Origin of the sequence: Brachybacterium alimentarium, from assembly GCF_002332425.1 — a bacterium.
In the GTDB taxonomy this organism is placed as follows: domain Bacteria; phylum Actinomycetota; class Actinomycetes; order Actinomycetales; family Dermabacteraceae; genus Brachybacterium; species Brachybacterium alimentarium.
In genome coordinates, this window is record NZ_NRGS01000043.1 from 14,052 (window position 1) to 39,625 (window position 25,574).

A 25,574-nucleotide genomic window follows, 5' to 3' on the forward strand; every position below is an offset into this window, starting at 1 on the left:
ATGAGGGACGGCGGATGAGCGAGGGCCGACGTGGAGAGCGGCCCACGGGACGCCTCCGGTCCGTCAGCGGATCGGAGGCGTCACCGGGTCAGAGGGTCGGGGCGAACGGGTCGAAGTCCTCCGGGAGCAGGTCGGGGACGGTGACGCTCGAGGCGACGGCGATCGAGCCGTCGGTGCGGGTCGCCTCGTCGAGGCTGATCATGATGTCCAGGACGTGCGCGGCGAGGTCGCCGGAGAGCCGATGGGGACGATCTGCGCGGAGCGCGCGGGCCATCTCGAGCGTGCCGAGGCCGCGACCTCCCACCGCGCCGACGGGCTCCCGTTCGGTCCAGTCCTCGTCACCGCTCGCGGCGTGGGAGGTCTCGCCGGCGAACTGATTGGGGTCGGGCAGGGCGAGGGTGCCCGCAGCTCCGGAGAGCTCGAGCACGTGGGGCTGATCGATGGCCGCGTCGAACGAGAACTCGACGGCGGCGCCCGTGCCTCCGGCGAAGCGCAGCAGTCCCTGCACCCGGGTGGGCACCTCGACCTCGAAGCTCTCCCCGGCGCGCGGACCGGAACCGATCGTGCGACGGCTCACCGACTGCGACCCCACGGCGGAGACGGAGACGACGGGACCGTAGGCGAGCACGAGCGAGGTCAGGTAGTACGGACCCATGTCATACAGGGGACCACCGCCGACCTGGAACAGGAAGTCGGGTTGGGGGTGCCAGGATTCCGGCCCGCGGGAGCGGAACTGGGCGAGCGCGGAGCGCGGCTCGCCGATCTCCCCGTCGTGCAGGGCCCGCAGTGCCGTCTGCACCCCGGCGCCGAGCACCGTGTCCGGCGCACCGCCGACGCGAAGCCCTCGCTCCTCGGCGGCGGAGAGCAGGGCGGAGGCGTCGTCGCGTGTCGTGACCAGGGGCTTCTCGGTCCACACGTGCTTGCCGGCGTCGAGGATGCTCAGAGAGACCGCGAAGTGCGCCGCCGGGATCGTCAGGTTCACGACGATCTCGATCTCCGGATCCTCGAGCACCACGTCGACGGGCCCGTGGCGGGGCACGTCGTACTCCGCGGCTCGTGCGGCGGCGGCCTCGGGACGCAGGTCGCCGATCGCGCGCACCTCGATGTCCGGATAGGTGGTGAGCTGGTCGAGATATTGGGCGGCGATCACACCGGCGCCGATGATGCCGACGCCGACGGGTCCTGACGAACGGGTCATTCCGTGTCCTCCTGGAGGTGCTGGGTGAGTTGGTCGTGGCGACCGGTGGCCGCGCGAGCAGCGACGCGCGTGCCCCCTCAGGCCTGACGACCCGACATGGGGGATCCGTGGTCCGCCGGCCGGCGGAGGATGCTGCCGGCGGCCATGGAGGAGCTGTCCCGCACACGGTGGAGCTGGACGGAGATCTGCACTGACTGCTCCTCGGCATTCGTCGACGAATAGGTCACAACCCTATGTCGGCCCGCACCCTGCGGCAAAGATCTCCCGCCCCCGGCATGGCGGCCATGCCACACACTGGTGTCTATGGAGAGACATGTGCGCGCCTGGATGACGGCGGAGGTCGTCCAGGGGACCGACATCGCCCTGCTGGTCGCGCCGTCGGCCGCACCGGCGTCACGCGAGTCGCTGACGGTGCGCGCCGGGGGAGCGGAGCATCCCGTGACGGAGGCCCGCGATCGCTACGGGAACCGTATGCACCTGGTCTCGGGGCTCCCGGCCGGGACGGTCGAGATCGTCCACACGGCCGACGGGATCGCCGCGGCGCCGGTGCCGCCGACGAGCGAGGCCGACGCCGTGCTGCACCTGCGCCCCTCGCGATACTGCGAGGTCGACGAGCTCACGAGCGTCGCCCGGGAGCTCGTGGGGGAGCGCGGCGGCATCGACGCGGTCCGGACCGTCGTGCGCTGGGTGCACGAGCACCTGGAGTACGTGCCCGGCTCGAGCACCGTCACCGATTCCGCCCGCAGCACCTATGACGCCCGCCGCGGGGTGTGCCGGGACTACGCCCACCTCACCGCCACGCTGCTGCGCGCCGCGGGGATCCCCGCGCGCTGCGCCTCGGTCTATGCGCCGGGGCTCGACCCGATGGACTTCCACCTGGTGGTGGAGGCACTGGTGGGGGAGGAATGGCTGGTCGTCGACGCGACGGGGCTCGCTCCCCGCTCGGCGATGGTGCGCATCGCGACCGGGCAGGACGCCGCCGACACCGCCTTCATGACCACCCTCGCCGGAGACGTGCAGCTCACCGGGATCCAGGTGACAGCGGTGGTGGATCCGGCGCTGCCTCGCGAGGATCCCAGCGCGAGCGTGCAGCTGCGCTGAGGCGGCGTCCGGGACGTCGAGGTCAGCTCTCGGGGGCGTCCGGATCGTCGTCGCTGTCGTCACCGGTGCTGCCGCCGTGGGGGCCGTCGTCCCCGGGCGGGGCGTCGTCCTCGGTGAAGCCTGCGAGGTACTGCTCGACCTCGGCGGCGATGTCCTCCGCGCGAGGCACTTCGGTGCCCGCACCGGAGGTGATCATCCGGTCGTACTGGTGCTCGAGACCGGCGACCATCTCCTGGAGCTGCTCCTGCGCGGCGATCTGCGCGGCGACCGTCTCGCGGATGGGGATCGCCTGGGCCTCGAGAGCGTCGACGGGCAGCCGTGGACCCTTCTCCTCGCCGACGGCGGAGAGCAGGGCGATCGCCGCGTCGGGGTAGGACATCTCGTGGAGGTACTGCGGCACGTGCGCCACCAGGCCCACCACCTCGTGGCCGGACTCGGCGAGCCGGATCGTCAGCAGCGCCGTGAACGGGGCGCGCAGCCGGAAGGTGCCCGGCATGGTGCGCCGCACCTCGATAGAGTCCGGGTCGCCGGCGAACCGCGTGACCGGCAGCTCGCGGGTGTGGGGGACCGGCGCGGGGAAGCTCTGCGCCATGAGGGTGCGCTCGATGCCCAGCTGGTCCACGACGATCCGCAGCGCGCTCGCGACCCGCTCCCACTGGAAGGACGGCTCGGGTCCGGTGAGCAGGAAGAACGCCTCGCCGTCGGGGTCGGTCACCTCGTGGAGCAGGATCTCCGGCTTCTCGTAGCCGTCGAAGTGGTCGAGCTCGAGCGTGACCTCCGGGCGCCGCCCCGCGTAGTCGTACACCTGATCCAGGTCCAGACGGCCGACGACCCGGCTGGACAGGGTGTTGAGCAGATGATCGTCCAGGAGGTCCTGGGCGCTGCCGGCATCGCTGAAAGCGCCGAGGGTGACCAGGAGCGTGCGCCCGTGCAGAGAGCGAGAGTCGACGTGACGCTCATAGGTGAACAGGGTCGTCGGATCCATGATGACCTCCAGGCAAGAGCCGCCGCGGCGGGCGGAACGGGTGACGTCCTGCTCAACGGTGCGCTCCGGACTCCTATTCCCTTCGCGCCGCGGAGCTCACGTGAGCAGCGCCACGGTGTCGAGCGAGAGCCGGATCGCGAGCGCGCCGATGAGCACGAGGAAGACGATCCGCACGAAGCGCGAGCCGAGCCTGATCGCGAGGCGGGCGCCGAGGAAGCCGCCGAGAACGTTGGCGCACGCCATCAGCGCACCGAGGAGCCACCACACCTCGCCCTGCAGCCCGAAGACGAGGAGCGAGCCGATGTTCGTGGTGAGGTTCGCGAGCTTGGCGTGCACGCTGGCCTCGAGGAACCCGTAGCCGAGCAGCGCCACCATCGCGATGATGAAGAAGCTTCCGGTGCCCGGGCCCAGGATCCCGTCGTACACGCCGATCACGCCACCGATCCCGCCGGAGCGGAGCACCTGCGCCCGTCCCCGGTGCCGCGGATCGTGCACCAGTCCCATCGCCGGTCGCAGCAGGGTGTAGACCCCGACGGCGAGCAGTGCGACCAGCACGATGGGGGAGAGCCATGGCCGAGGGATGAAGGAGGCGAGGCCCGCCCCGGCCGCACTCCCGAGGAGCGCGCACAGGACCAGCGGAAGCGCGGTCGCAGCGATCGGCGTGATCCGTCGGACGTAGGTCCAGGAGGACACCGCCGTACCCGCAGCGGAGGCGACCTTGTTGGTGCCCAGCACCGTCGCCGTCGAGGTGTCCGCCGGCAGGGAGGTGAGCAGCGCCGGGAGCTGGATCAACCCGCCGCCGCCCACCACGGCGTCGACCCAGCCGGCGAGGAAAGCGGCTCCGACCAGGAATATCAGTGTCAGCACGGAAATCTGGAGCAACTCATCGAGCAGGGGCACGGTCCCAGTGAACACCCAGCATGCGGCGACCGCGAATCGTCCGCGATAGCGTGGACCCATGGCGATCATCTATCAGGCTGAGCTCACCCCCTCCAAGCCCGAGATCCTGCGCAGCTTCCTGACCTCGCGCTCCTGGGGCGAGACGGGGGAGCTCGAGGTGCTGGGCGCCTATCGCTTCGATGACCCGGACGGCGAGGTCGGTGTGGAATGCCATCTGGTGCGGGTCGGCGAGACGATCTATCACCTGCCGCTCGCGTATCGCGCCGAAGCGGTCGACGGCGCGGAGGACGGTCTCATCGGCACCCTCCAGCATTCGGTGCTCGGCGAGCGGTTCGTCTACGACGGGCTGCAGGACGAGGTCGCCCTGGACTGCTTCCGTCGCGCCCTGAGCGGCGAGCAGCAGCAGGCGGACCTCGAGATCCATTCGGCCGACGGCGAGCTGGCCGAGCGCCGCTCGCAGAGCGTCACGCTGAGCCTCGAGGTCGACGAGGGCGAGGAGCCGCCGACGGCCGAGCAGCTGCTGGACGGTGAGCCGTTCACGATCGTCCGCACCGTCGGCGGTCTCGATGGCACCGTGCGACTGGTCGCCGAGTGGTCGGACGGCACGGGCGTCCTCGCCGCGTTCTGAGCCGATCCGTGCACGGCACGTCGCGATCCTCTGAGGCGCTGCGGCAGTCCAGGGGAGCGCTCACCACGCGTCTCGTACCCCTGACTTTACATAACGTACATTATCGGCGTACTGCCGAAAGGGGTGCGAGCGGCAGGTAGTGCCACGTCGAGCATCGTCGGTCGAGCCGATCGATGAAGCGCACATGCGCTGTGCCATGCGCTGCCACGAACTGCGATGAGCCGCTGCGAGCCGTCAGAGCAACTCTGGCTATGGTCGGCTGCAGTCCGGGCGGCGTCACCGGGCGCCCGCCGCACATCGTCGGGCGCCCGCCGCTCATCGGAGACTCTGCTGCCGCAACGACCCTGCTGTCTCAAAGACCTGCTATCGCAAGATTCTCCGGCTCGCATGTGTGCCGCGCCACATTTCCTCGTTGCGACATGCCTATGATCCGGTAAGGCCCCTGACGATCATCCGACGTTCGCGCAGGCCCTCTCGTGAGGCGGGGCCCGGCACGCAGCGTCGCGTGCCGCTCGCGGGCGATGGACCGCGCAGGATCGAGGTCTGATGTCCCGCACTGCGACCCCCGAGAAGACAGCCGGCGGTGCGACTCCGGAGAAGACGGTCGAGTCCAAGCACCCCCGGCGACCGCGGACCAGCAGACGTTCCCGACGCGATGCGCTCGTCTTCCTCGCCCTCGCGCTTCCGAACATTACGCTGATCGCCCTGTTCACCTATCGGCCGCTGCTGACGAACATCTACTACTCGATGCTCGACTGGACCCTCGGGTCGACCTCTGCGGCGTTCATCGGCCTGGACAACTACAAGGAGTTTTTCACCAGCAGCGCCGGGCTCACCAGCCTGAGGATCACCATCATCTTCACGCTCGTCACGGTGGGCGGGTCGATGCTGCTGGGACTGCTGCTGGCGCTCGCGCTGAACTCGAAGATCCCAGGAGTGACCATCGCACGCTCTGCGGCCTTCGCCCCCTACGTGCTTTCGGGCGTGGGCGTCGGTCTCGTGTGGCTGTTCATCTTCGATCCGTCGTTCGGTGTCCTCGCGTACTTCCTGCGCATGATCGGGCTGTCGAGCCCCCAATGGGTGCTCGACCCGGACATGGCGCTGATCATGGTGATGGTCGTGTACATCTGGAAGAACCTCGGCTACTGCGCGATCGTCTATCTCGGCGGTCTGCAGTCCCTGCCCACCGACGTCCTCCAGGCAGCCTCGCTGGACGGTGCCGGCCCGGTGCGGCGCTTCTGGACGATCTCCCTGCCGCTGCTCTCCCCCACCACGTTCTTCCTGCTGATCACGACGATGCTGAACAGCCTCCAGGCCTTCGACCTGCTGCGGATCATGACCCCGACGGGACGTGGCACGAACGCGCTGATCTTCGAGTCCTACCTGCAGGCCTTCGGCGGATATTCGCGCGCCGGCTATTCGGCGGCGATCTCCGTGGTCCTGTTCGTGATGCTCATCGTCATCACGGTCGTCCAGATCCGCTACGTGGAGAAGAAGGTGCACTACGCATGAGCAGCTCCGTCGACTCCCCCGTCACCACGCCCACCCGGAAGCACGGGCCCTTCTCGAAGGAGAATCTCGTCGGGACGCTCACTGCGGGGTATCTCCCGCTGCTGGCGGCGACCGCGATCGTCGTGCTCCCCCTGCTGTGGATGGTCATCAGCTCCTTCAAGGCGCCCTCGGAGATCCTCACCCAGGATCTGGTCGTGCTTCCCGAAACACCGACGCTGCACAACTACGACGTCGCGATGAACTCCGTGCCGATCCCCCGCTTCTTCCTGAACTCGGTGATCGTCACCACCGTCGGCGCCTCGATCAAGGTGGTCCTCGCGGTGATGACGGCCTATGCGCTGGTGTTCGTGCGCTTCCCGTTCAAGCGCATCATCTTCATCGGCATCCTCGTCGCCCTCATGGTCCCGCCGCAGGTCGCCATCCTGCCCAACTACGTGCTCATCGCGGGCTGGGGCGGCGTCAACACCTACTGGGGCATCATCCTCCCGGGCCTGGGCACCGCCTTCGGCACCTTCCTGCTGCGCCAGTACTTCATGACCATCCCGGCCTCGATCCTCGAGGCCGCCTCCATCGACGGCGCCGGGCATTGGCGCACCCTGTGGCGGATCGTGGCACCCATCTCGCTGCCCTCGGTCGCGACCGTCGCGCTGGTGACGATCGTGACCGAGTGGAACGACTACATCTGGCCCCTGATCATCACGACCGACTCGAGGATGATGACGCTCCCCGTCGGGCTCACCGCGCTGCAGAACTCCGAGGGCAACACCGGTTCCGGCTGGGGCATCCTCATGGCCGGAACCGTCATCGTGATCGTCCCGGTCCTGCTCGTGTTCGCCCTGCTCCAGCGATACATCGTCTCCGGCCTCACCCAAGGGAGCGTGACCGGATGAGCGGTGACATCGCACCACGCCCCCTGTCCGCTCCTCGAAACCACCTCGTCGGCACCATCGTCCCGGAAGGACATCTCTCATGAAGCACACCCAGCGTTCCACCCAGCAGCCCCTGAGCAGGCGAGGCCTGCTCGGCATGGCCTCGGCAGGAGCCGGCGCGGCCGCCCTCGCGGCCTGCGGCGGCCCTTCCGTCGGCGGGGACGACGGCGGAGGCGGCGGCGACGAGGACGCCACCGACTACTCCGACATCGAACCCGCCACCGAGATCGCCTTCTGGTCCAGCCATCCGGGCGGGTCCAAGGACGTCGAGGCCGAGCTGCTGAAGCAGTTCACCGAGAAGACCGGGATCACCGTCAACCACGTCACGGCGGGGTCGAACTACGAGGAGATCGCGCAGCGCTTCCAGACGGCGCAGGCCGCCAAGGACGATCTGCCGGCCGTCGTGGTGCTCAGCGACGTGTGGTGGTTCCGCTACTACATCAACGGCAACATCGCGCCGCTGGATCCGCTGATCGAGCAGCTCGACATCGAGATCTCCGACTACCGCGAGACCCTCGTGGAGGACTACCAGTACGAGGACAAGCAGTGGGCGCTCCCCTATGGGCGCTCGACCCCGCTGTTCTACTACAACAAGGACCACTTCGCCGCGGCGGGCCTCGAGGACCGCGCCCCGGAGACCTGGCAGGAGTTCGAGGAGTGGGCTCCGAAGCTCACCCAGGGCGAGGTCGCCTACATGTATCCCGACCTGGCCGGATACGCCGGGTGGACGTTGCAGAACGTGCTGTGGGGACAGGGCACCGCATGGTCCGATGAATGGACGATGACCTGCACCGATCCGACGACGATCGAGGCTATGCAGTGGGTGCAGGACTCCGTGTACTCCAACGGATGGGCGCAGGTGTCCTCGAGCGACTCGGCCGACACCTTCGCGGCCGGCGTGTGCTCGGCCACGATCGCGTCGACCGGGTCCCTGATCGGGGTGCTCGAGGCCGCGTCTTTCGAGGTGGGAGTGGGCTTCCTGCCGGCCGGTCCGGTCGACGGCCCCGTCTGCCCGACAGGCGGCGCCGGCCTGGGTATCCCCGCCGAGATCTCTCCCGAGGAGCAGCTTGCCGGGGCGATGCTGATCCAATTCATGGGCGAGGCGGAGAGCACCGTCGCCTTCTCCGGTGCCACCGGATACATGCCGGTGCGCAAGAGCGCGGACATCTCCGAGCTGCTGGAGAAGACCCCGCAGATCCAGACCGCTATCGATCAGCTCGAGGTCGCTCGCACACAGGACTACGCGCGCGTGTTCCTGCCGGGAGCAGACCAGGAGATGGCGAACTCCGTGGGCACCATTCTCACCGCCGAGGGCGACGTCGAGGACGCTCTGACCGACCTGCAGGCCACCCTCGAGGAGATCTACTCGAGCCAGGTCGAGCCCAAGCTGTCCTGAGCCGTCTCGCGCCGAGGAGCCCGGCCGCTGCTGCACGGATCCCGGCTCTCGGCGCGAGCGGGCTCAGGCCGCCGCGGTGTGGGGATTGGGAGTGCCGCTCCCCCGTCCGGCGATCACGAAGAAGGTGCCGGAGATCAGACAGCCGGCCACCATGGCGATCGCCATCGGCAGCGACGAGTGGGTTCCGGCGATGCCCACCAGCGGGGCGGCGACGGAGGCGGAGAAGGAGAACCCGAGCCCGAGCATCGCCGAGCCGGTGCCGGCGAACTCGCGTGCCTGATCCGAGGCCAGGGCTCCTCCGTTGCCGAAGATCATGCCCTGGGGCGCGACCGTGAAGAAGAACGCCGGGAGGACGATCCAGGCCGGGGTGTCCAGGAAGAGGCTCCCCATCAGCAGGGAGAAGCTTGCCAGCGACACGACGATCAGCCCTACCCGGATGAGCGCGCGGGGATGGATCGTGCGGGTCAGCTTCGCCGAGAGCAGCGAGAGCGCCATCATGCCCATCGAGTTGATCGCGAAGCTCACCGAGTACTCGCTCGAGGTGAAGCCCAGCATCTCCTGGACCACGAAGGAGGAGGCGGAGACGTACGCCATCAGGGCGAAGGCCGAGAAGGCGTTGACCAGCATGTACGCGACGAAGATGCGTCGATGCAGCAGCTTGCGGCAATTGCGCAGGAACGTCCGGAAGCCGCCTGAATGGCGTCGGGAGGCGGGAAGGGATTCCGGGATCAGGAAGATCACCCCGATCAGCGATATCAGCGACATCGCGGCGATCACGAGGAAGATCTCGCGCCACTGCCCGAACACCAGGATGATGCCGCCCAGCAGGGGCGCGACGATCGGGGCCACGCCGCCGACGCCCTGCATGATGTTCATGACCCGGAACAGCTCGGGGCCGTCGGTCATGTCGATCAGCACGGCACGCCCCAGCACCATGCCGAAGCCGCCGCCGATGCCCTGGATCACGCGCAGCACCAGCAGGACCTCGACGCTGGGAGCGAGGGCGCAGCCGATCGACGCCAGCAGGCACAGGATGATCCCGATCAGCAGTGGAGCCCGGCGGCCCAGCCGGTCCGAGAGCGGGCCCGCCACGACCTGGCCGCTCGCCGTGCCGAGGAAGAAGGCGGTGATGGTCAGCTGCATCCGCGAGGCCGTGGTGGACAGCTCCCCGGCGACGTCCGGGAACGCGGGGATGTACATGTCGGTCGCGAGCGGCCCGATCGCGCTCAGGGTGGTGAGCACGAGGATCACCAGCGCGGTGACCTTGCTGCGGGTGCGGCGCAGCTCCGCCTCGCTGGGCAGGTGCGCCTGATCGTGATCGGCAGGATCCTCCATCACCGGGATCGCACCGGTGATCGTCGGGATGGAGCCGGTCTGGGTGGGGAGTGACCCGGTGGAGGTCAGGGGTTCGTCGCGATCGTCATCGCGTCCAGGGGCAGGGGCGGCGGGAGCCACGGGTGTCCTTTCGAGCGGTCACAGAGCGAGCCGGGCGGATCAACGCGGATCGCGCCCGGCTCGTCCGGACCATCCTAGGGACGTCGTGAGCGTTCACGGAAGGGGGTTTCCGTCGTGGATCCGGATCGCTCCGAGGATCGACGGGCGCTCACGCGGCCGACGCCGCGGCCAGCCGCTCCTGGTAGGTCGGATCGGTGCGCTTGAGCCAGCGGATGACGCGTGAGGTCACCGGGATCATCGCGTACTGCACGAGGACCTTGTAGACGAAGCCGAGCACCGTGTACTCGGCCCACTGCTGGATCGAGGTGATGCCGATCGCGGTCGCGGCGATGGAGCAGAAGATGATCGTGTCCACGAGTTCACCGAGGCCGCTCGAGGTGAACAGGCGGGCCACCAGGCCCCGCTCCCCCGTGCGTCGTTTCATGCGGCTGACCACGAGCGAGTTCAGGGACTGTCCGGCGAGGAAGCCGAGGAGGCCGGCGAGCACCACGATCCACACGGGGCCGAGTGCGAGCTCGAGGGCCTCCTGCTTGGCGAGGCCGTAGTCATCCGGGAACGGAGGCAGGGCGATGATCACCTGATAGCAGATCGAGGCGAGGATGCTGACGCTGAAGGAGGTCAGGATCGCGCGGCGGGCGGCGCGAGGGCCGTACAGCTCGGTGACGATGTCGCCGAGCACATAGGCGAGGGGGAAGAGGAAGAAGCCGCCGTCGGTGATGATCTCGAAGCCGGTGCCCGGGACGTCTCCGAAGCTGACGCCCTTGGCGGCTCCGATCCCGGAGAGGATGACCACGGTGACCATGGCGGCGAGAAGGATGTCGAAGTGCGAGGCTCCCCGGTCGGCGTAGACGGCGCCGGCCGGGCCTCCAGACGGGGGTGGGTTTCTGTGCGTGTTCACCGGGGCAGGGTACACAGCGGGCCGGGTCCTCCACATCCGTGGGTGACCCGGCCCGCAGCGGCGGAGCTCAGATGCCTATGGCGTGATAGTCGGCGTCGCCGACGAAGCTCTCGAACTCGGATTCGCTGCCGTGCCAGACGTTGGAGTCGCCGGCGAAGGGCCCGGAATCGGAGTACTGCCAGACCTCGTAGGCCCACCAGCGACCCGGCAGCGTCGTGGGGGCCGAGCTGCTGTACGAGGCGAGGAACAGAGGGGAGTTCACCGGGGTCCAGTCCCCCACCACGTCATTCCACCAGTTCAGGCTGGTGTAGAGCACGGGCCGGCGGCCGGTGGCGTCGTGGTACGCGTTCGAGAAGCCCATGATCCAGTCGCGCATCTCCTGCGGGCTGAGGCCGTAGTCCCGAGGAAGACCGGAGTACGCCTCGAGGTCGAGCATGCCGGGCAGGGTGATGCCATCGCCGGTCCAGCCTCCACCATTGTTGAGGAAGAACTCGGCCTGCTCCTCGGGAGCGCCGGAATCGGGCCGCGCGAAGTGGTAGCCGCCTCGCGCCAGACCCGCGTTGCCGGCGCCGAGGTACTGGTGGTCGAAGTCCGAGCTGCGGAAGGTGCGGCCCTCGGTGGCCTTGACGTAGGCGAAGCGGGAGCCGAGCTCAGCCTGGGCGGCCCAGTCGACCTTTCCCTGCCAGCCGGAGACGTCCTGGCCGTAGATGCTGCCGGCGGCCTGAGCGACGGGTGCAGCGAGCGCGGCCGTTCCCGCGGTGAGCGCTGCCGCGCCGAACACGCCGCCGCGCAGGATCGAGCGTCGGGAGGTGGCGGAGGAGGGGGCGGAACCCGCAGCGGGGACTGCGAGGTGTCGGGGAAGGTAGGGAGGCATGAGTGTCTCCTGAGGAGGGGGAAGCACAGTGCGACGGGCGCCACACCAGACACACCGTAGGCATCCCGACCAGGGGTTTGGCAAGCCCCGCATCTGCGGAGGAAGGCGACGAATCGGGCGGGAACGGGCGGGAATTCCCGTCGTATCAGGCGTTCCCGGGCTCCACGAAGGCATGCAGGGTGCCCAGGATCGTCGTCGCCGCGAGCTCGGTGACGTCCCGCCCGTCCATCTGCTCGCGCACCATGAGATCGACGAAGACACCGACCAGGAGCTGGGCGAGATCCTCGGCCGGCAGGAGCAGGCGGCTGCCGTTCTCCCCCATCCGCGTGGTGAGCATCTTGCCGATCCGGTCCCGGAGGCGCTCGCGCTGGACGGCGAGCTCCGCACGCATGGTCTCGTCGCGCAGCGACCGGGCGACGGCATCGGAGTAGAGCAGGTACCACTGGCGCCCGAAGGGCCGGATGCCCTCGAAGACGGCGACCATCATCTGCGCATCCTCGTCGCCATGGGCGCCCTCGACGGCCTTCTCGACCGAGCTGTCGGCGATGGTGAGCATCTCCTCGGTGACCGAGGCGAACAGCGCCGCGAAGACCTCCTCCTTGGTGGAGAAGTTCGAGTAGAACGCTCCGCGCGTGAACCCGGCGGCGCGCACCAGGTCGTCGACGGTCGCACCGTCGACCCCCTTCTCGACGAACACGTCGAGCGAGGCCCGCACCAGCTTCGTGCGGGTGTTCTCCTTGCGTCGCGTGCCCGCCGATTCGGGCAGCGGCTCGAAAAGATCGGTCATGGCTCCTCGGGGTGTCCGGCAGTCGGGGTGGGGAAGGTCTCAGGCCTGCCCTCGAATGGGCAGTCGGCTTCGCGTGACTCCAGAGTATCCCATCGATACAATCGTGTATTGAATGCGGGCTCGTTCCGGATACGCCAGTGCATCACAGCGGCGATCCGAGTGCTGGTCGGCTTCACGCCCGTCTGCTGTACCCCGCTCTGGAGGTCGCGTGTCCTCGTCCCTGTATCGCCTCGGCCTCCTCATGGCCTCCCTGCGGTGGAAGATCGTCGCCGTCTGGGTGATCCTCCTGGTCGCCCTCGGAGGCCTGGCCGTCGGACTCGGCGGAACGTTCTCCTCCGAGATCGAGATCCCGGGCACCGAGGGCCAGCGGGGCATCGACTCGCTCGCCAACCGGTTCCCCGAGATGGGAGGCACCTCCGGGCAGGTCGTACTGGTCACCCAGGACGGCTCCACGATCGACGACCATCAGTCGGAGATCGACGACCTCATGGAGGAGATCGATGACGTCGAGGGCGTCGCCACTGCGCCGTCCCCCTTCGACGACCTCTCCCCCGGCACCCGCACGGACGACGACACCGCCATCATCGGCCAGTTCCAGATGGACGGGCAGCAGGGGTCCTACCCCGAGGAGTCCGTCGACGAGCTCGTCGACCTGGTGGAGTCGGCAAGCACCCCGGAGATGGAGGCCAACATCGGCGGGCAGGTGCTCCAGGACGCCGAGGTCCCCTTCGGTGCGGGCGAGGTCGCGGGCATCATCATCGCCCTGATCATCCTGGCGATCGTGTTCCGCTCGTTCGTGCCCGCGTTCATCCCGATCGTCACCGCGATCGTCGGCGTGGGCGTGTCGATGCTCGCCGTGGTGGCGCTCTCGGCGGGCGTCGAGATCGCTTCGGTGACCACGGCGCTCGGCGCGATGCTGGGCCTCGCCGTCGGCATCGACTACGCGCTGTTCATCCTCTCCCGCCATCGAGACCAGCTGGGCCGCGGGGAGGACGTGCAGGAATCCATCGGGCGCGCCCTCGCGACCTCCGGCAGCGCCGTGATCTTCGCCGGTCTCACGGTGATCGTGGCGCTGGTGGGTCTGTTCGTCACCGCCATCCCGTTCCTCACCATCATGGGCGTCGCCGCGGCGGCGACCGTCGCGCTCTCGGTGGTCGTCGCCCTGACCATGCTGCCCGCCGTGATGGGCATCATGGGTGAGCACCTGCGCCCCCGGAAGATCCGCAGGCTCATGGCCGAGAACGACGGCGTGCTGCCCCCGGTGGAGGACACCCATCGTCGGCGTCGGCCCTTCGGCACCGGATGGATCCGCCTGGTGACGAAGGTGCCTGCCCTCACCATCCTCGTGGTCGTGATCGGCGTGGGCGCCCTGGCGATCCCGATCAAGGACCTCGAGCTCGCGCTGCCGGATCTCGGCACCGAGCAGCCGGGTACCCCGGCCCGCGACACCTACGATCTGATCGCCGAGGAGTTCGGCCCCGGGTACAACGGGCCTCTCCTGGTGACTGCGGACATCATCAACACCACGGATCCGCTGGGCGTCGTCGACGACCTCGAGGCCGAGATCGCCGACATCGACGAGGTCAAGGAGATCCAGATCGCCACCCCGAACCAGGGCGCGGACCTCGCCGTGATCGCCGTGGTCCCCGAGGGCGGGCCCACGGCCCAGTCCACCAAGGACCTCGTGCACGAACTGCGCGACAGCGGTCCGGGCTGGGAGGACGAGTACTCGATCTCCGACGTCACGGTCACCGGCTCCACGGCGGTCGGCATCGACGTGACCGACAAGCTCAGCTCCGCGCTGCTCCCCTTCGCGATCTTCGTGGTGGGGCTGTCGCTGATCCTGCTCGCGATGGTGTTCCGCTCCGTCTGGGTCCCGATCAAGGCGTCGGTGGGCTACCTGCTCTCGGTGGCCGCCGCCTTCGGCGTCACCTCGATGGTGTTCGAGTACGGCTGGTTCAACGCCCCGCTGTCGGTCTCGGTCAACGGCCCGGTGGTCGCCTTCATGCCGATCATGGTGATGGGCGTCCTGTTCGGTCTCGCGATGGACTACGAGGTCTTCCTGGTCTCGCGGATGCGCGAGGAGTTCACCCACACCGGCGACGCCCGCGGATCGATCGAGAAGGGCTTCACCGCGAGCGCCCCGGTGGTCATCGCCGCCGCCCTGATCATGGTCGCCGTGTTCGCCGGCTTCGTGACCTCCGGCTGGTTCATGCTGCAGCCGATCGCCGTGGGCCTGGCCGTCGGGGTGCTGGTGGACGCCTTCGTGGTGCGCATGACCCTGGTGCCCGCCGTGCTCGCACTGCTCGGCAAGCACGCCTGGTGGCTGCCCGCCTGGCTGGACCGGCTCCTGCCGCGCGTGGACGTCGAGGGCGAGGGTCTGCACGCGGTCCTCGAGCACCGTCACTGGACGCAGGAGCACGGCGTCCATGCGCTGCGCCTGCAGGACGTCGTCGCCCCGCTGGTCGGCGCGCGCGGTGAGATCGGCCCGCTCACGGGCGCCGTCACGCCGGGCACGCTCCTGGTGGTGCGGTCGTCCGACGATCCGGCCCGTGCCTCGTTCCTCGCCCTGGCCGCCGGCCGGCTCGCGCCCTCCTCCGGTGTGCTCGCCGTCCACGACCGGCTCGCCCCCGATGATCTCGGCGCGATCCAGGGACGCGCCCACTGGATCCCGACGGGCTCCGATGTCGCCGCGCGGCTGCGGGACGTCCCCGGTCGCGGCCTGGACACCGCCGTGATCGTCGTCGAACGCCTCGAGGATCTCGTGCACGGCGCCACCGCCCTGGACGACACCCTCGTCGAGCGTCTCGACGCACTGCTGGAGAAGGGTGCCACGGTCGTCGTCGGCTCCCGCACCACCAGCGTCTCCGAGGCCGAACATCATCTCCAGGGCACGCTGCGCGACCCCCGTCGTCTGCTCGCCCTCGCCGTTCAGCGCTCCACCGCTTCCGTTTCCGAAGGAGCTCTCGCATGACCCGCCTCAAGCATCCCCGCACCCTGATCGTGGTGCTCCTGCTCCCCCTGCTGGTGGCAGGCATCGGACTGTGGGCGCTCAGCGGCCGCGTAGACCGGCTCGACGCGGTGCCGGCCGCCGTCGTCAACCTCGACGAGGGCGCCGAGGTCACCGATGCCGACGGCGAGACCCAGGAGGTGCCCTTCGGGCGTCTGCTCGCCGGGTCCCTCACCCAGCCGGGAACCGTCGACGATTCCGATGCCCCGGAGACCACCGGCTTCGACTGGCAGCTCACCTCGGAGGACGACGCCGAGGAGGGCCTGACCGACGGCACCTACTCCGCCGTGGTCGTGATCCCGAAGGACTTCTCGGAGAAGCTCGCGACGATCGGCTCCCCCGAAGCCGCGCAGGCGATCCTCGAGGTCACCACGAACGACGCCAGCGGGCAGATCAACGCCCTGGTGGGCACCGCGGTCGCCGATGCCTCGTCCTCCACGATGGGCGGGCAGATGGCCGAGCAGTACCTCGACGGTCTCTACCTCGGGTTCAACGACCTCCACGACGGGTTCTCCGGTGCCGCCGACGGCGCGGAGGAGCTCGACGACGGCGCCTCGGACCTCGCCGACGGCACCTCGGGCCTCGCGGACGGGAGCCGCGAGCTCGCCGACGGCACGCAGCAGGCCGCCGAGGGCTCGAGGGAGTTCAGCGGGGGCGTGTGGAGCCTCGCCGACGGCTCCCGGCAGACGGCCGACGGCACCCGCGAGCTCGCGAACGGGCTCGATGAGCTCGCCACCGGCGCCGAGGGTCTGGCCGACGGAGCCGGCGAGCTCCGGACGGGCATGAGCGGCAGGGACGGCGATCCCGGACTGCTCGACGGCGTGGACCAGCTGGCTGCCGGCGTCGAGGGCGACGGCACCGAGCAGAATCCGGGCCTGGTCGCGGGCGCCGATCAGCTCGCCACCGGGGCCGAGGACTATGCCGGCGGTGTCGCCCAGGCCGGTGACGTCGTCTCCGGCGACGGCACCGCGGAGAACCCCGGCCTGGTCACCACCGCCCAGGGCGTCGCCGACGGCACCGCCGAGCTCGGTCAGGGCGCACAGCAGCTTGCTGACGGGCTTGCCGGCGAGGGCGAGGGACTGTCACAGGCGGCCGACGGCATCGCGGAGTACGCCGGCGGGATCGATGTCGCGGTGAACGGAGACGGCACGGAGTCGAACCCTGGTATGGCGGCGGATGCCCAGGCGCTTCAGACGAGCCTCTGCGCTGAGGACCCCACGAGTGCGGAATGCGAGCAGGCAACCCGGCTCGGCGCGTCGGCAGAGGGAGTTTCTGGTGCCGTGAACGGTGATGGCACTGCTGACAATCCCGGTCTGAGCGCTGTGGCGGACGGCGTGAGCGAGGGCGCTCAGCAGATCGCCCCCGGCGTCCAACAGCTCGCCGACGGTGTCAACGGCACCGACTCCGAGCCGGGCCTGGTCCAGGGCACCGAGGGACTGGTCGCGTATTCCGAGGGCCTGGACACCGCGTTCGCGGGCGACGGCACCGACGCGAACCCGGGCCTGGTGGCGGGCGCGGACGAGCTGGCCACCGGTGCTCGAGCGAGCGCCGACGGCGCGGGTGAGCTCGTCACCGGTGTGACGGGGCTGCAGGACGGGCTCCACCAGTACTCCGACGGTGTGGATCAGCTCGCCGACGGGGCGGACGAGCTGGCAGTCGGTGCTCGTTCGAGCGCCGACGGGGCGAGCACGCTCGCCGACGGCAGCGAGGAGCTCGCCGGCGGCGCGGCCGCTCTCGGGACGGGGGCCGACCAGCTGGCCGACGGCAGCGAGGAGCTCGCCGGTGGCGCCGGGGAGCTCGCCGGTGGCGCCGGGGAGCTGGCCGACGGCACCACGTCGCTCTCCGAGGGCACCGGTGAGCTGGCGACCGGTCTGCGCGATGGTGCGGACGACGTGCCGACCTACACCGACGACGAGCGCAGCCGCATGGCGGAGATGGCCTCGAACCCGGTCACGACCGAGGCGGAGCGGCAGAACGAGGCGGACGGCGCCTCGACCGCCACCTTCCCGTTCGTCACGGCGCTCGCCCTGTGGCTCGGCGCCTTCGCGAGCTTCCTGCTGCTGCCGGCGCTGTCGCGCAAGCTGCTGGATCGTGCGGTCCCGATGGGTCGGGTCGTGCTGCGCTCGCTGGCCCCTGCTCTGCTCATCGCGGTGGTGCAGACCGTCGCGGTGCTCGCGGTGCTGGCCGCCGTGGGCATCTCCCCGGTCTCCCCGGCGACCGTGGGGGTGGTGGCCTTCGCCGGAGCGGGCATGTTCGCCGCGCTGCACCAGGCGCTGCTCACGGTGCTGGGCGACCGCATCGGACGCATCGCCTCCATCGTGGTGATGGTGCTGCAGGTGGTGACGCTGGTGGGCATCGTCCCGCTGGCCACCGCTCCCCCGCTGCTGCAGTCGGTCAGCGCACTGCTGCCGCTGCCGATCGTCACCGAGGGGCTCGTGCACGCGGCCCTCGGCGGGTCGTTGGTCTCGACCTCGGGAACGCTGCTGTCGATCCTGGCCTGGGCTGCGGTATCACTGCTGGTGACGCTCGCGACGGCACGGTCGGCCCGACGCGCCGACCGCTCGGACCGGGTGCTGGTGGACGCGGCGCCGGCCGCCGTCTGAGCCCCGCTGACCGTCGTCACCGCTCCCCGTCGTCCCTGGTCACTGGAAGTCCCTGGACCGGCCCGCCGCGGCCAGGTCCAGGGACACGACGTCATCGGCGACGAGGTTCACCGCCCCGGTGCGGTTCTCGACGACCCCGCGCAGCACGATCGCCCGGGCGGTGCGCAGCACAGCCCGATGACGCACCCAGAACCCCTGTGAGCACACCACGTTGAGGATCCCGGTCTCGTCCTCGAGGCTGAGGAAGGTGACGTTCCCGGCGGTCGCCGGACGCTGCCGATGCGTGATCACGCCGGCCACGCGGATCCGGCTGGAGTCCTCCGCCGCGCCGGTGCCCCGGATCGAGAGGATCCCGTCGGCCGCGAGTCGTTCGCGCACCAACGCCATCGGGTGATCATCCAGCGTGATGCCGGTGGCCCAGGCGTCGGCGGTCGCGAGCTCGGCCTCGCTCATCCCCGGCAGCATCGGGGCCTGGGCGCCGATGGCCAGGTGCGGCAGCGTGTCCGGGGATTCCTGGGCCGCCGCCCCGGCGGCCCACAGCGCCTGGCGTCGGGAGCTCGCGAGCGCGTCGAGCGCTCCGGCGGTGGCCAGCGCCTCGAGCTGGCGAGCGGTCAGCCGCACCCGCCGGGCCAGATCCGTGACCGAGACGAAGGCCCCTCCCCGCTCCCGCTCGGCAGTGACCTGCTCGGCGGTCTCCGTACTGATCCCCCGCACCTGGTCCAGGCCCAGCCGGATCGCCGGGCCCTGTGCCGCCGCCTCGCCCTGGACCTGGGCACGGGGAGGGTCCACCCGGTAGCCGAGGTGCTCGTCGTCGGTCTCCAGATCGGTGCGGGCACGACTGCGCAGCACGTCGGGCCCGCGGGTGAGCACGCCGTGCCGACGGGCATCCGCGACGAGCGACTGCGGCGAGTAGAAGCCCATCGGCTGGGAGCGCAGCAGCGCCGCGGTGAACGCCGCCGGATAGTGGCACTTCAGGTACGAGCTCGCGTACACCAGGTAGGCGAAGGAGTAGGCGTGGGATTCGGGGAAGCCGTAGTTGGCGAAGGCCAGCAGCTTGCGGTGGACCGCGTCGGCGTCCTCCCCCGTGATGCCGTGGTTCGCCATCCCGGAGAACAGCGCATCGGAGAGCTCGAGCATCTTCTGCGTGGAGCGCTTGGAGCCCATCGCGCGGCGCAGCTGGTCCGCCTGGGCCGGGGTGAAGTCGGCGACGTCGACCACCATCTGCATCAGCTGCTCCTGGAACAGCGGGATCCCCAGCGTCCGGCCCAGGGACTTCTCCAGCAGCGGATGGAGGAAGGTGACCGGCTCCTCCCGGTTCCGCCGACGGATGTACGGGTGGACGGAGCCGCCCTGGATGGGTCCGGGCCGGATCAGGGCGACCTCCACCACCAGGTCGTAGAACTCACGGGGCTTCAGCCGTGGCAGGGTGGAGATCTGCGCGCGGGACTCCACCTGGAACACGCCGATGCTGTCCCCCGCGCAGAGCATGTCGTAGACGGCGGGGTCCTCCTGCGGCAGGGTGTGCAGCTCGAAATGCTGGCCGTGGTGCTCGGCGACGATCCGCAGCGCGTGGTCCAGCGCCGTGAGCATCCCCAGACCCAGCAGATCGAACTTCACCAGGCCCGCATCGGCGCAGTCCTCCTTGTCCCACTGCAGCACGCTGCGGTCCTCCATCGCCGCCCACTGGACGGGGCACACCTCGATCACCGGACGGTCGCACAGCACCATGCCGCCGGAGTGGATGCCCAGATGACGCGGGGCATCGCGCAGCTTCCGGGCCAGCTCGACCACGTCACGGGGGATGTCGGCGTCCGCCAGCGAGGAGAAGGACCGCTCGATCCGTCGGGAGAAGGCGTCCTGCGCCCCGGGGTCGTAGCCGAGCGCCCGCGCGGCGTCGCGCACCGCGAGCTTCGCCCGGTAGGTGATGACGTTGGCGACCTGCGCGGCGTTCTCCCGGCCGTAGCGGGCGTAGACGTGCTGGATGACCTCCTCGCGACGATCGGAGGCGATGTCGATGTCGATGTCCGGCGGGCCGTCCCGCTCCGGGGCCAGGAACCGTTCGAACAGCAGATGATGGCGGACGGGCTCGACCGCGGTGATGCCCAGTGCATAGCAGACGGCGCTGTTCGCGGCCGAGCCTCGGCCCTGGGCGAGGATGCCCTCGCCGGCGCAGAAGTCGACGATCTCGTGGACGATGAGGAAGTAGCCGGGGAAGTGCAGGTCGACGATGACCTTCAGCTCGTGGTCGATCTGCGCCCACGCTCCGGGGGTGCGTTCGGGCCGGTCGGGGGCGGGCCGTGGCCCGTAGCGCTCGCGACCCTCGATCTCCACCAGCTCCACCAGCCAGCTGGCCTCGTCGTGCCCGGAGGGCACCGGGAAGGGCGGCAGGTCCGGGGCCAGCAGCCGCAGGTCCAAGGCGCAGTCCCGGCCCAGTCGGGCGGCCGCGGCGATCGCCGCGGGATAGCGCGGCAGCAGCTGGGCCATCTCCTCCCCGCTGCGCAGATGGGCGGGCCGTGAGGCCAGGTACGGGTCGGCGTCCGCCAGGGGGACCCCGGCGCGCAGGGCGGCATGGGTGTCGGCCAGGCGCTTGTCCGCCGGTCGCGCGTAGTGGGCGTTCGTGGTCGCGACCAGGGGCAGGGAGACCGTGTCGAGCCCGTGGGACTCGCGCACCAGACGGGTGCCCTGGGCCAGGGCGTCGTGGAGCTCGTCTGCCTCTCCCCCGCCGCCGACGACCAGCTCCACGGCGACGTTGCCGGCGCCGAACAGGTCCACCAGACGGGCGATCGCGTCGGCCGCGGCGTGCGCGGCCCCCTCCAGATCGCCCGTCTCCAGATGCGGCGCGGCCGCTCGGGTCACGGCACCCTTGCGACAGCCGGTGAGGATCTGCCAGTTCCCCTCATGGGCCAGGCGGGAGAGCTCCGCGAGGCGGTAGCGCGGGACGGCCTTCTCCCCGCTGTCCAGATGCGCGCGGGCGATCGCGGCCGACAGCTTCCGGTACCCGGCGGTGTCCCGCACCAGCACCAGCAGGTGCTCCCCCTCGGGATCGGGGACGCCGGTGCGGGGCGCGGAGACCACGGGAGTCGCGCTCGCGGCGTCGGCCCCGGGCTCGAGGCCGAGGGTGAGCTCGGCGCCGAACACGGTGGCCACTCCCTGCTCCTCCGCGGCGCGGGAGAAGCGCACCGCCCCGGGCAGGCCGTCATGGTCCACCAGGGTGATCGCGCCCAGACCCAGCCGAGCGGCCTGGCGAGCCATGTCCTCGGGACTCGAGGCGCCGTCGAGGAAGCTGAAGTGCGAGTGGGCATGCAGCTCCGCGTAGTCGACCAGCCGGGCAGGCCGGTACGCGTCCTCGACGACCTTGCCGGTGCGCTCGACGACGACCGGCGGGGAGACCGGCTCGGCCGGACGATCCGAGAGGACCGCCTCGAGGTCCTTCCACGCGGGCGGGCCCAGGAACCAGCCGGCCATCAGGCGTGCTCCTGCGTGATCTGCCCAGCCTGGGCGTTCTGTGCGCTCTGCCTAGTCATACAGCCCCTCCAGCATCCAGTTCCCGGTCCGCGACAGCGCCAGCACCGCGGTCTCCTCGTCGCCCGCGGAGCGCACCACCAGCTGCAGCCGGGCGGAGCGGACGCCCGCCGGGGTCCACCAGCGCTCGTCGATCACCGTCGGCGCACCGTGGGCGAGCACCGGGTGCTCCGACCCGGCGCGGAGCCCGGCACGCTGCAGGACCGGAGCCCCGGGCGCGAGGACCAGCAGCCGGGCCGGAGCGGCGCTCAGCAGACCCCGAGCAGTGACCACGACGGGCCGTCCCGCGGCATCCTGGAGGGCGACCGACGGCGGCTCGCGGAACACGGTGGTGGGCACCGGACGCGGCAGGGAGCCCGGCCAGGGTCCGGGACGCGCGGCCGGCTTCTCGCTGCGCCAGGGCACCCGCGTCGTCTCCTCGGCCAGCAGACGTCCGCCCAGCCGCGCCGGGACCTGGACGGCATCCTCGCCCGCCAGTCCCTGCGCACGGGCGAAAGCGCGCGAGGCCCGGACGGCGGCTTCGCCGGCGCTGCCCCACAGGGCCGGTGCACCCTCCCCGGCCGGTGCGAGCTGCAGCGGGTGCAGACCGATCCGGGTGATCGCGCCGGTCGCGGGGCCGCCGAGCCGGGAGCGGGTGATCCAGCCGTCGCACTGCCAGCGGATGCGGTCCACGACATCGGCCACGGTGAGTGCGCCGTCGTGGCGCCAGGTGCGCTCCATCTCCTCGCCGCCCTCGGTGCGGGCCACGATCCTCAGCCGGGTGCAGATCAGTCCGCGCTCGACGAGCATCGTGTGCAGCTCCTCCGCCAGCGGACGGGCGATGAAGGCCGCCTGGTCGGTGCGGACCAGCGGGGTCTCCAGGGTGGTCTCGGCGAGGAGCGGCTGGGTGGGATGGTGCGCCGCGGGCGGGGCGGGCTCCCCGCCGCGGGCCAGCAGGTGCAGGGTGGCGATGTCGGGCCCGAAGCGATCGGCGACCGCTGCGGAGGGCAGGGCGGCGAGATCTCCGAGACTGGCGATGCCGAGCCGCTGCAGCAGGTCGACGGTCTCGGCGAGGTCCAGCCGCTTCTCAGGACGAGTCGCCGAGGGCTGCCCGCGGTGCCCCCATCCCGGGCCGACGGGCGCGCTGCGCAGTGCGGTGATCGGGTGCGGGGCGAGATAGTCGGCGCTGCGGCCCTCGCGCACGATGCGTCCCGGCGGGGAGGCCAGCAGCGCGGCGAAGGGTCCGTCGGCGATCCCCACGGCGGCGTCCCAGCCGGTGAGCTCGGCGACCGCGTCGAGGATCCGCTCGGCCAGCGCCTCCTCCCCTCCCTGGTGACGGGCCGGACCGCGGGCCGACATCAGCAGCACCCCGGGGCGCAGCACGTCGACCCCGGCGGCGATCGTGTCCACCGCGGCTGCGACCAGCTCGAACAGAGCTGATTCGTGCTCCCTGTCCGCCTCCAGCACGAGTGCCTCGGGGCAGGCGGCGCGGGCCGCCCGGCGTGTCATCCCCGGCAGCGCCCCGGCCTCCTGCGCCGCGGCCCCGGCGAAGGTGACGCGGTGCTGGTCGAGCAGGATCACCGGGTCGACGGAGGGGTCGAGAGCGGGAGCGGCATCGGAGGGCCCGTCGGCGCCGTCCGTCCTGTCGGCGCCGTCTGTCCTGCTGGCACCGTCGGCCGTGCGGCGCTGATGGCGATCCAGTGCGGCCACCAGCGGCCAGTCCGGGACGGTGACGGCGACGGTACGGGTGGCCGTGCTGGTGCTGCTGGTGCTGGTGCTGGCGCTGATGTTCGTGTCGATGTTGGTGTCGATGCCGACGTTGAGGTCGGTGCTGAGGTCGGTGCGGGGGTCGGCGGCAGCAGTCATCATCCGGCCCTCTGCACGGGTTCCAGCAGCCGCATCCCGGAGGAGGCGGCGCGGGGCTGCGGCACCGACGCGATCATCCCGCCCACCTGCGGCAGGAGAACCTCGACCTCGCGCTGCCCGGCAATCCCTCGGCCGACGGCGGAGACCGCCAGACGGCGCGATCTCAGCCGCCCCGAGCCCGCCCCGAGCCCGGTCCAGCTGCGCGTGGTGGAGCGCAGCGAGAGATCGGCCCGACCAGGGGGGACGGCGGCGAGGACCAATGTGTCTGCGGTGCGGGCGCGGCCCAGCAGGCTGCGCCACAGCGCGGGGGCCAGGTCCAGGCCCGGACCGAGCACGAGCACGCCGACACCGTCGGCCAGCGCGGAGAGCACCTGAGGACGGTGCTCCCCGTGCGCCGGGGCGAGCGCGAGGCGTGTGGGGTCCAGGCCTGCGTCGAGGGCGGCTCGCAGCCCCAGATCGGGTATGCCGGCGATCGCGCACCAGGAGTCCTCCCCCATCGCCGCGATCGCGAGGGACAGCAGCAGGGAGGTGCTCGCCGCTCCCTCGATCGCGACAGAACTGCCCGCGCGCAGACTGCTGCGAGGGAACAGCGCGGACAGCGGCCCCGGCACCGCCAGCCGTGTGCCCAGCCCGTCCTCGGACTCGAGCTCGGGGAAGGTCGTGGACGCGGATCCGGGCTTGGAGCCGGCATCGGGCCGCACCGGATGCAGGGAGCTTCCCCGCAGAGCGGTCCGGTCGATCTTCCCGCCCCAGCGGGCAGCGCTGCGCTCGGCGGCCCCGAGGGTGGCACGAGCCAGGGCCAGACGGTCCTCCCGGTCCACGGGCTCCGCCTCGCGAGCAGCCACCTGCAGACGCGTGCTCATCGATCCACCTCCTCCCGACATCCCGTGCACGACGGGAACCGTGCCGGGCTCGAACTACAGTTCGAACGTCTGTTCGAACTGTACGCCTGATTACTGCTCTCCGGTCAAGCCGTGCCGGCCCCGGCTTCGAACGTACGTACGGAGTCTGATGGTGGGGTGTGACAGGTGGCGTGACGGCGGGGCGACATGGTGGCGGAGTGGCGTGGCGGCGGGGCGATGCATCGGGGAGTGCCGAAGTGGCGGACGGTGTGCCGATGGAGCGGCAGGGAGGGCGTGAGTCCATGCTGGCGAGAATCCCTCGGAGGGGGCGCCGAGGTGGACGGCGAACCTCAAGTGCGCATTGAGGAATTCGCTCCTCTCCTCCCCAGAGACAATTTATGCACACCGCGCAGGTCATTCACTGAAATGCACCCCTGGGTCAATTCGGGAGTCAGCGGCACCGGGCGCCGTGCGCGACGACGGACGAGTGGTCGCCGTGTCCTGGGAGGGCGGCATGGGCGGCGCGACCAGCCCGGGCTGCCCGGCGGTGGGCACTTCCGTCCGAACGTGTAAAGCGGCTCTGCCAGCGCTTATATGGCACTCTCTGCGGAATGAGTGCTGGTGACGACCCCCGAGGGCGTCCATGCATCTGCGGTTGCGAGCCCCCGCATCTGCCATTCATGAACCGTCGATGAGCCCGTCTCCATGCTCCTCGAGGAGCTCACCTTTCCTCCCCGTGGGTGGGTTGTCCACATATTCATCCCCATTGCGTCGGTGCTCTTTCGGTGGCGGTGTTCTCGACATAAAATGGGGGGAGTTATCGGCGTTGAGGTCGATACTCCTGGCGTTGAGGATGCGCGTGTGGGCCAGGGGTTGGATGTGTGGGAGGAGGGGTCACGGTGGGGGAAGAGTTCGAGCGTGAAGAGCAGCGTCCCGATATAGCAGGCAGCAGGAGTGTGTTCGGTCCGCTCGGTACTCCGGTCACGCCCCCGCGTCCGGCTGCCATCGACGCGTCCGCTCCCCGGTCTGCTGGCAGTCCCGGCCCGGATGACGCCACCGATCCGGATGCTGCTGTTGTTTCGGGGCCGG

Annotated in this window: 17 protein-coding genes; 7 read left to right on the forward strand and 10 right to left on the reverse strand. The window is 70.4% G+C overall.

The features are described 5' to 3' along the window. Positions 1 to 88: 88 nt before the first annotated feature. Complete coding sequence (locus tag CIK71_RS16840) at positions 89 to 1,198, reverse strand: Gfo/Idh/MocA family protein (RefSeq protein WP_096166837.1); 1,110 nt, start codon at positions 1,196 to 1,198, stop codon at positions 89 to 91. A 303-nt stretch (positions 1,199 to 1,501) separates the two neighbouring features. On the opposite strand from CIK71_RS16840, the gene CIK71_RS16845 reads away from it, so the two are divergent. Then, the gene (locus CIK71_RS16845) at positions 1,502 to 2,299 is read left to right on the forward strand and encodes a transglutaminase-like domain-containing protein (protein WP_241963866.1); all 798 of its coding nucleotides are present in this window, start codon (positions 1,502 to 1,504) and stop codon (positions 2,297 to 2,299) included. 22 nt (positions 2,300 to 2,321) lie between these two features. Here the strand turns inward: CIK71_RS16845 and CIK71_RS16850 are convergent, their stop codons facing one another. Then, the gene (locus CIK71_RS16850; protein ID WP_096166838.1) at positions 2,322 to 3,284 is read right to left on the reverse strand and encodes a PAC2 family protein; all 963 of its coding nucleotides are present in this window, start codon (positions 3,282 to 3,284) and stop codon (positions 2,322 to 2,324) included. Between the two features lie 96 nt (positions 3,285 to 3,380). After that, positions 3,381 to 4,184 carry a TSUP family transporter gene (locus CIK71_RS16855; protein ID WP_096166850.1) on the reverse strand — a complete coding sequence of 268 codons (804 nt, stop codon included), beginning with the start codon at positions 4,182 to 4,184 and terminating at the stop codon, positions 3,381 to 3,383. Between the two features lie 58 nt (positions 4,185 to 4,242). Between CIK71_RS16855 and CIK71_RS16860 the strand changes: the two genes are divergently transcribed. From CIK71_RS16860 to CIK71_RS16875, 4 genes are all read left to right on the forward strand, one after another. Next, a complete protein-coding gene (locus CIK71_RS16860) occupies positions 4,243 to 4,812 on the forward strand; it encodes a maltokinase N-terminal cap-like domain-containing protein (RefSeq protein ID WP_096166839.1) in 570 nt (189 codons plus the stop codon). 546 nt (positions 4,813 to 5,358) lie between these two features. Continuing rightward, on the forward strand, positions 5,359 to 6,324 hold the full coding sequence (locus CIK71_RS16865; RefSeq protein ID WP_096166840.1) for a carbohydrate ABC transporter permease: 966 nt from the start codon (positions 5,359 to 5,361) through the stop codon (positions 6,322 to 6,324). Continuing rightward, positions 6,321 to 7,214, forward strand: a complete 894-nt coding sequence (locus CIK71_RS16870; protein ID WP_096166841.1) for a carbohydrate ABC transporter permease — start codon at positions 6,321 to 6,323, stop codon at positions 7,212 to 7,214. The genes CIK71_RS16865 and CIK71_RS16870 overlap by 4 nt, the downstream gene beginning before the upstream one ends. 79 nt (positions 7,215 to 7,293) lie before the next feature. Next, positions 7,294 to 8,649, forward strand: coding sequence for an ABC transporter substrate-binding protein (locus CIK71_RS16875; RefSeq protein ID WP_096166842.1), 1,356 nt, complete (start codon positions 7,294 to 7,296; stop codon positions 8,647 to 8,649). 63 nt (positions 8,650 to 8,712) lie between these two features. Here the strand turns inward: CIK71_RS16875 and CIK71_RS16880 are convergent, their stop codons facing one another. From CIK71_RS16880 to CIK71_RS16895, 4 genes are all read right to left on the reverse strand, one after another. Continuing rightward, complete coding sequence (locus CIK71_RS16880; protein WP_241963865.1) at positions 8,713 to 10,104, reverse strand: multidrug effflux MFS transporter; 1,392 nt, start codon at positions 10,102 to 10,104, stop codon at positions 8,713 to 8,715. A gap of 148 nt (positions 10,105 to 10,252) precedes the next feature. After that, a complete protein-coding gene (locus tag CIK71_RS16885; RefSeq protein WP_096166843.1) occupies positions 10,253 to 11,038 on the reverse strand; it encodes a queuosine precursor transporter in 786 nt (261 codons plus the stop codon). Positions 11,039 to 11,069: 31 nt separating this feature from the next. Next, a complete protein-coding gene (locus CIK71_RS16890) occupies positions 11,070 to 11,876 on the reverse strand; it encodes a GH25 family lysozyme (RefSeq protein WP_096166844.1) in 807 nt (268 codons plus the stop codon). 145 nt (positions 11,877 to 12,021) lie between these two features. Beyond that, complete coding sequence (locus tag CIK71_RS16895) at positions 12,022 to 12,663, reverse strand: TetR/AcrR family transcriptional regulator (protein WP_096166845.1); 642 nt, start codon at positions 12,661 to 12,663, stop codon at positions 12,022 to 12,024. A gap of 208 nt (positions 12,664 to 12,871) precedes the next feature. On the opposite strand from CIK71_RS16895, the gene CIK71_RS16900 reads away from it, so the two are divergent. Both CIK71_RS16900 and CIK71_RS16905 read left to right on the forward strand, forming a co-directional pair. Next, complete coding sequence (locus CIK71_RS16900; protein WP_096166846.1) at positions 12,872 to 15,637, forward strand: MMPL family transporter; 2,766 nt, start codon at positions 12,872 to 12,874, stop codon at positions 15,635 to 15,637. Continuing rightward, positions 15,634 to 18,276, forward strand: coding sequence for a YhgE/Pip domain-containing protein (locus CIK71_RS16905; RefSeq protein WP_096166847.1), 2,643 nt, complete (start codon positions 15,634 to 15,636; stop codon positions 18,274 to 18,276). The genes CIK71_RS16900 and CIK71_RS16905 overlap by 4 nt, the downstream gene beginning before the upstream one ends. A 39-nt stretch (positions 18,277 to 18,315) precedes the next feature. On the opposite strand, the gene CIK71_RS16910 is transcribed toward CIK71_RS16905, so the two are convergent. From CIK71_RS16910 to CIK71_RS16920, 3 genes are read right to left on the reverse strand one after another with little or no spacing between them, the layout of a single operon-like run. Continuing rightward, entirely contained in the window at positions 18,316 to 21,741 is a 3,426-nt protein-coding gene (locus CIK71_RS16910; protein WP_096166848.1) for an error-prone DNA polymerase, read from the reverse strand. 51 nt (positions 21,742 to 21,792) lie between these two features. After that, positions 21,793 to 23,643 (reverse strand): DNA polymerase Y family protein, encoded by a 1,851-nt coding sequence (locus tag CIK71_RS16915; RefSeq protein ID WP_114311903.1) that lies wholly within the window; start codon positions 23,641 to 23,643, stop codon positions 21,793 to 21,795. Continuing rightward, positions 23,643 to 24,506 (reverse strand): serine/threonine-protein kinase, encoded by an 864-nt coding sequence (locus tag CIK71_RS16920; protein WP_158541868.1) that lies wholly within the window; start codon positions 24,504 to 24,506, stop codon positions 23,643 to 23,645. The genes CIK71_RS16915 and CIK71_RS16920 overlap by 1 nt, the downstream gene beginning before the upstream one ends. Positions 24,507 to 25,574: the final 1,068 nt, after the last annotated feature.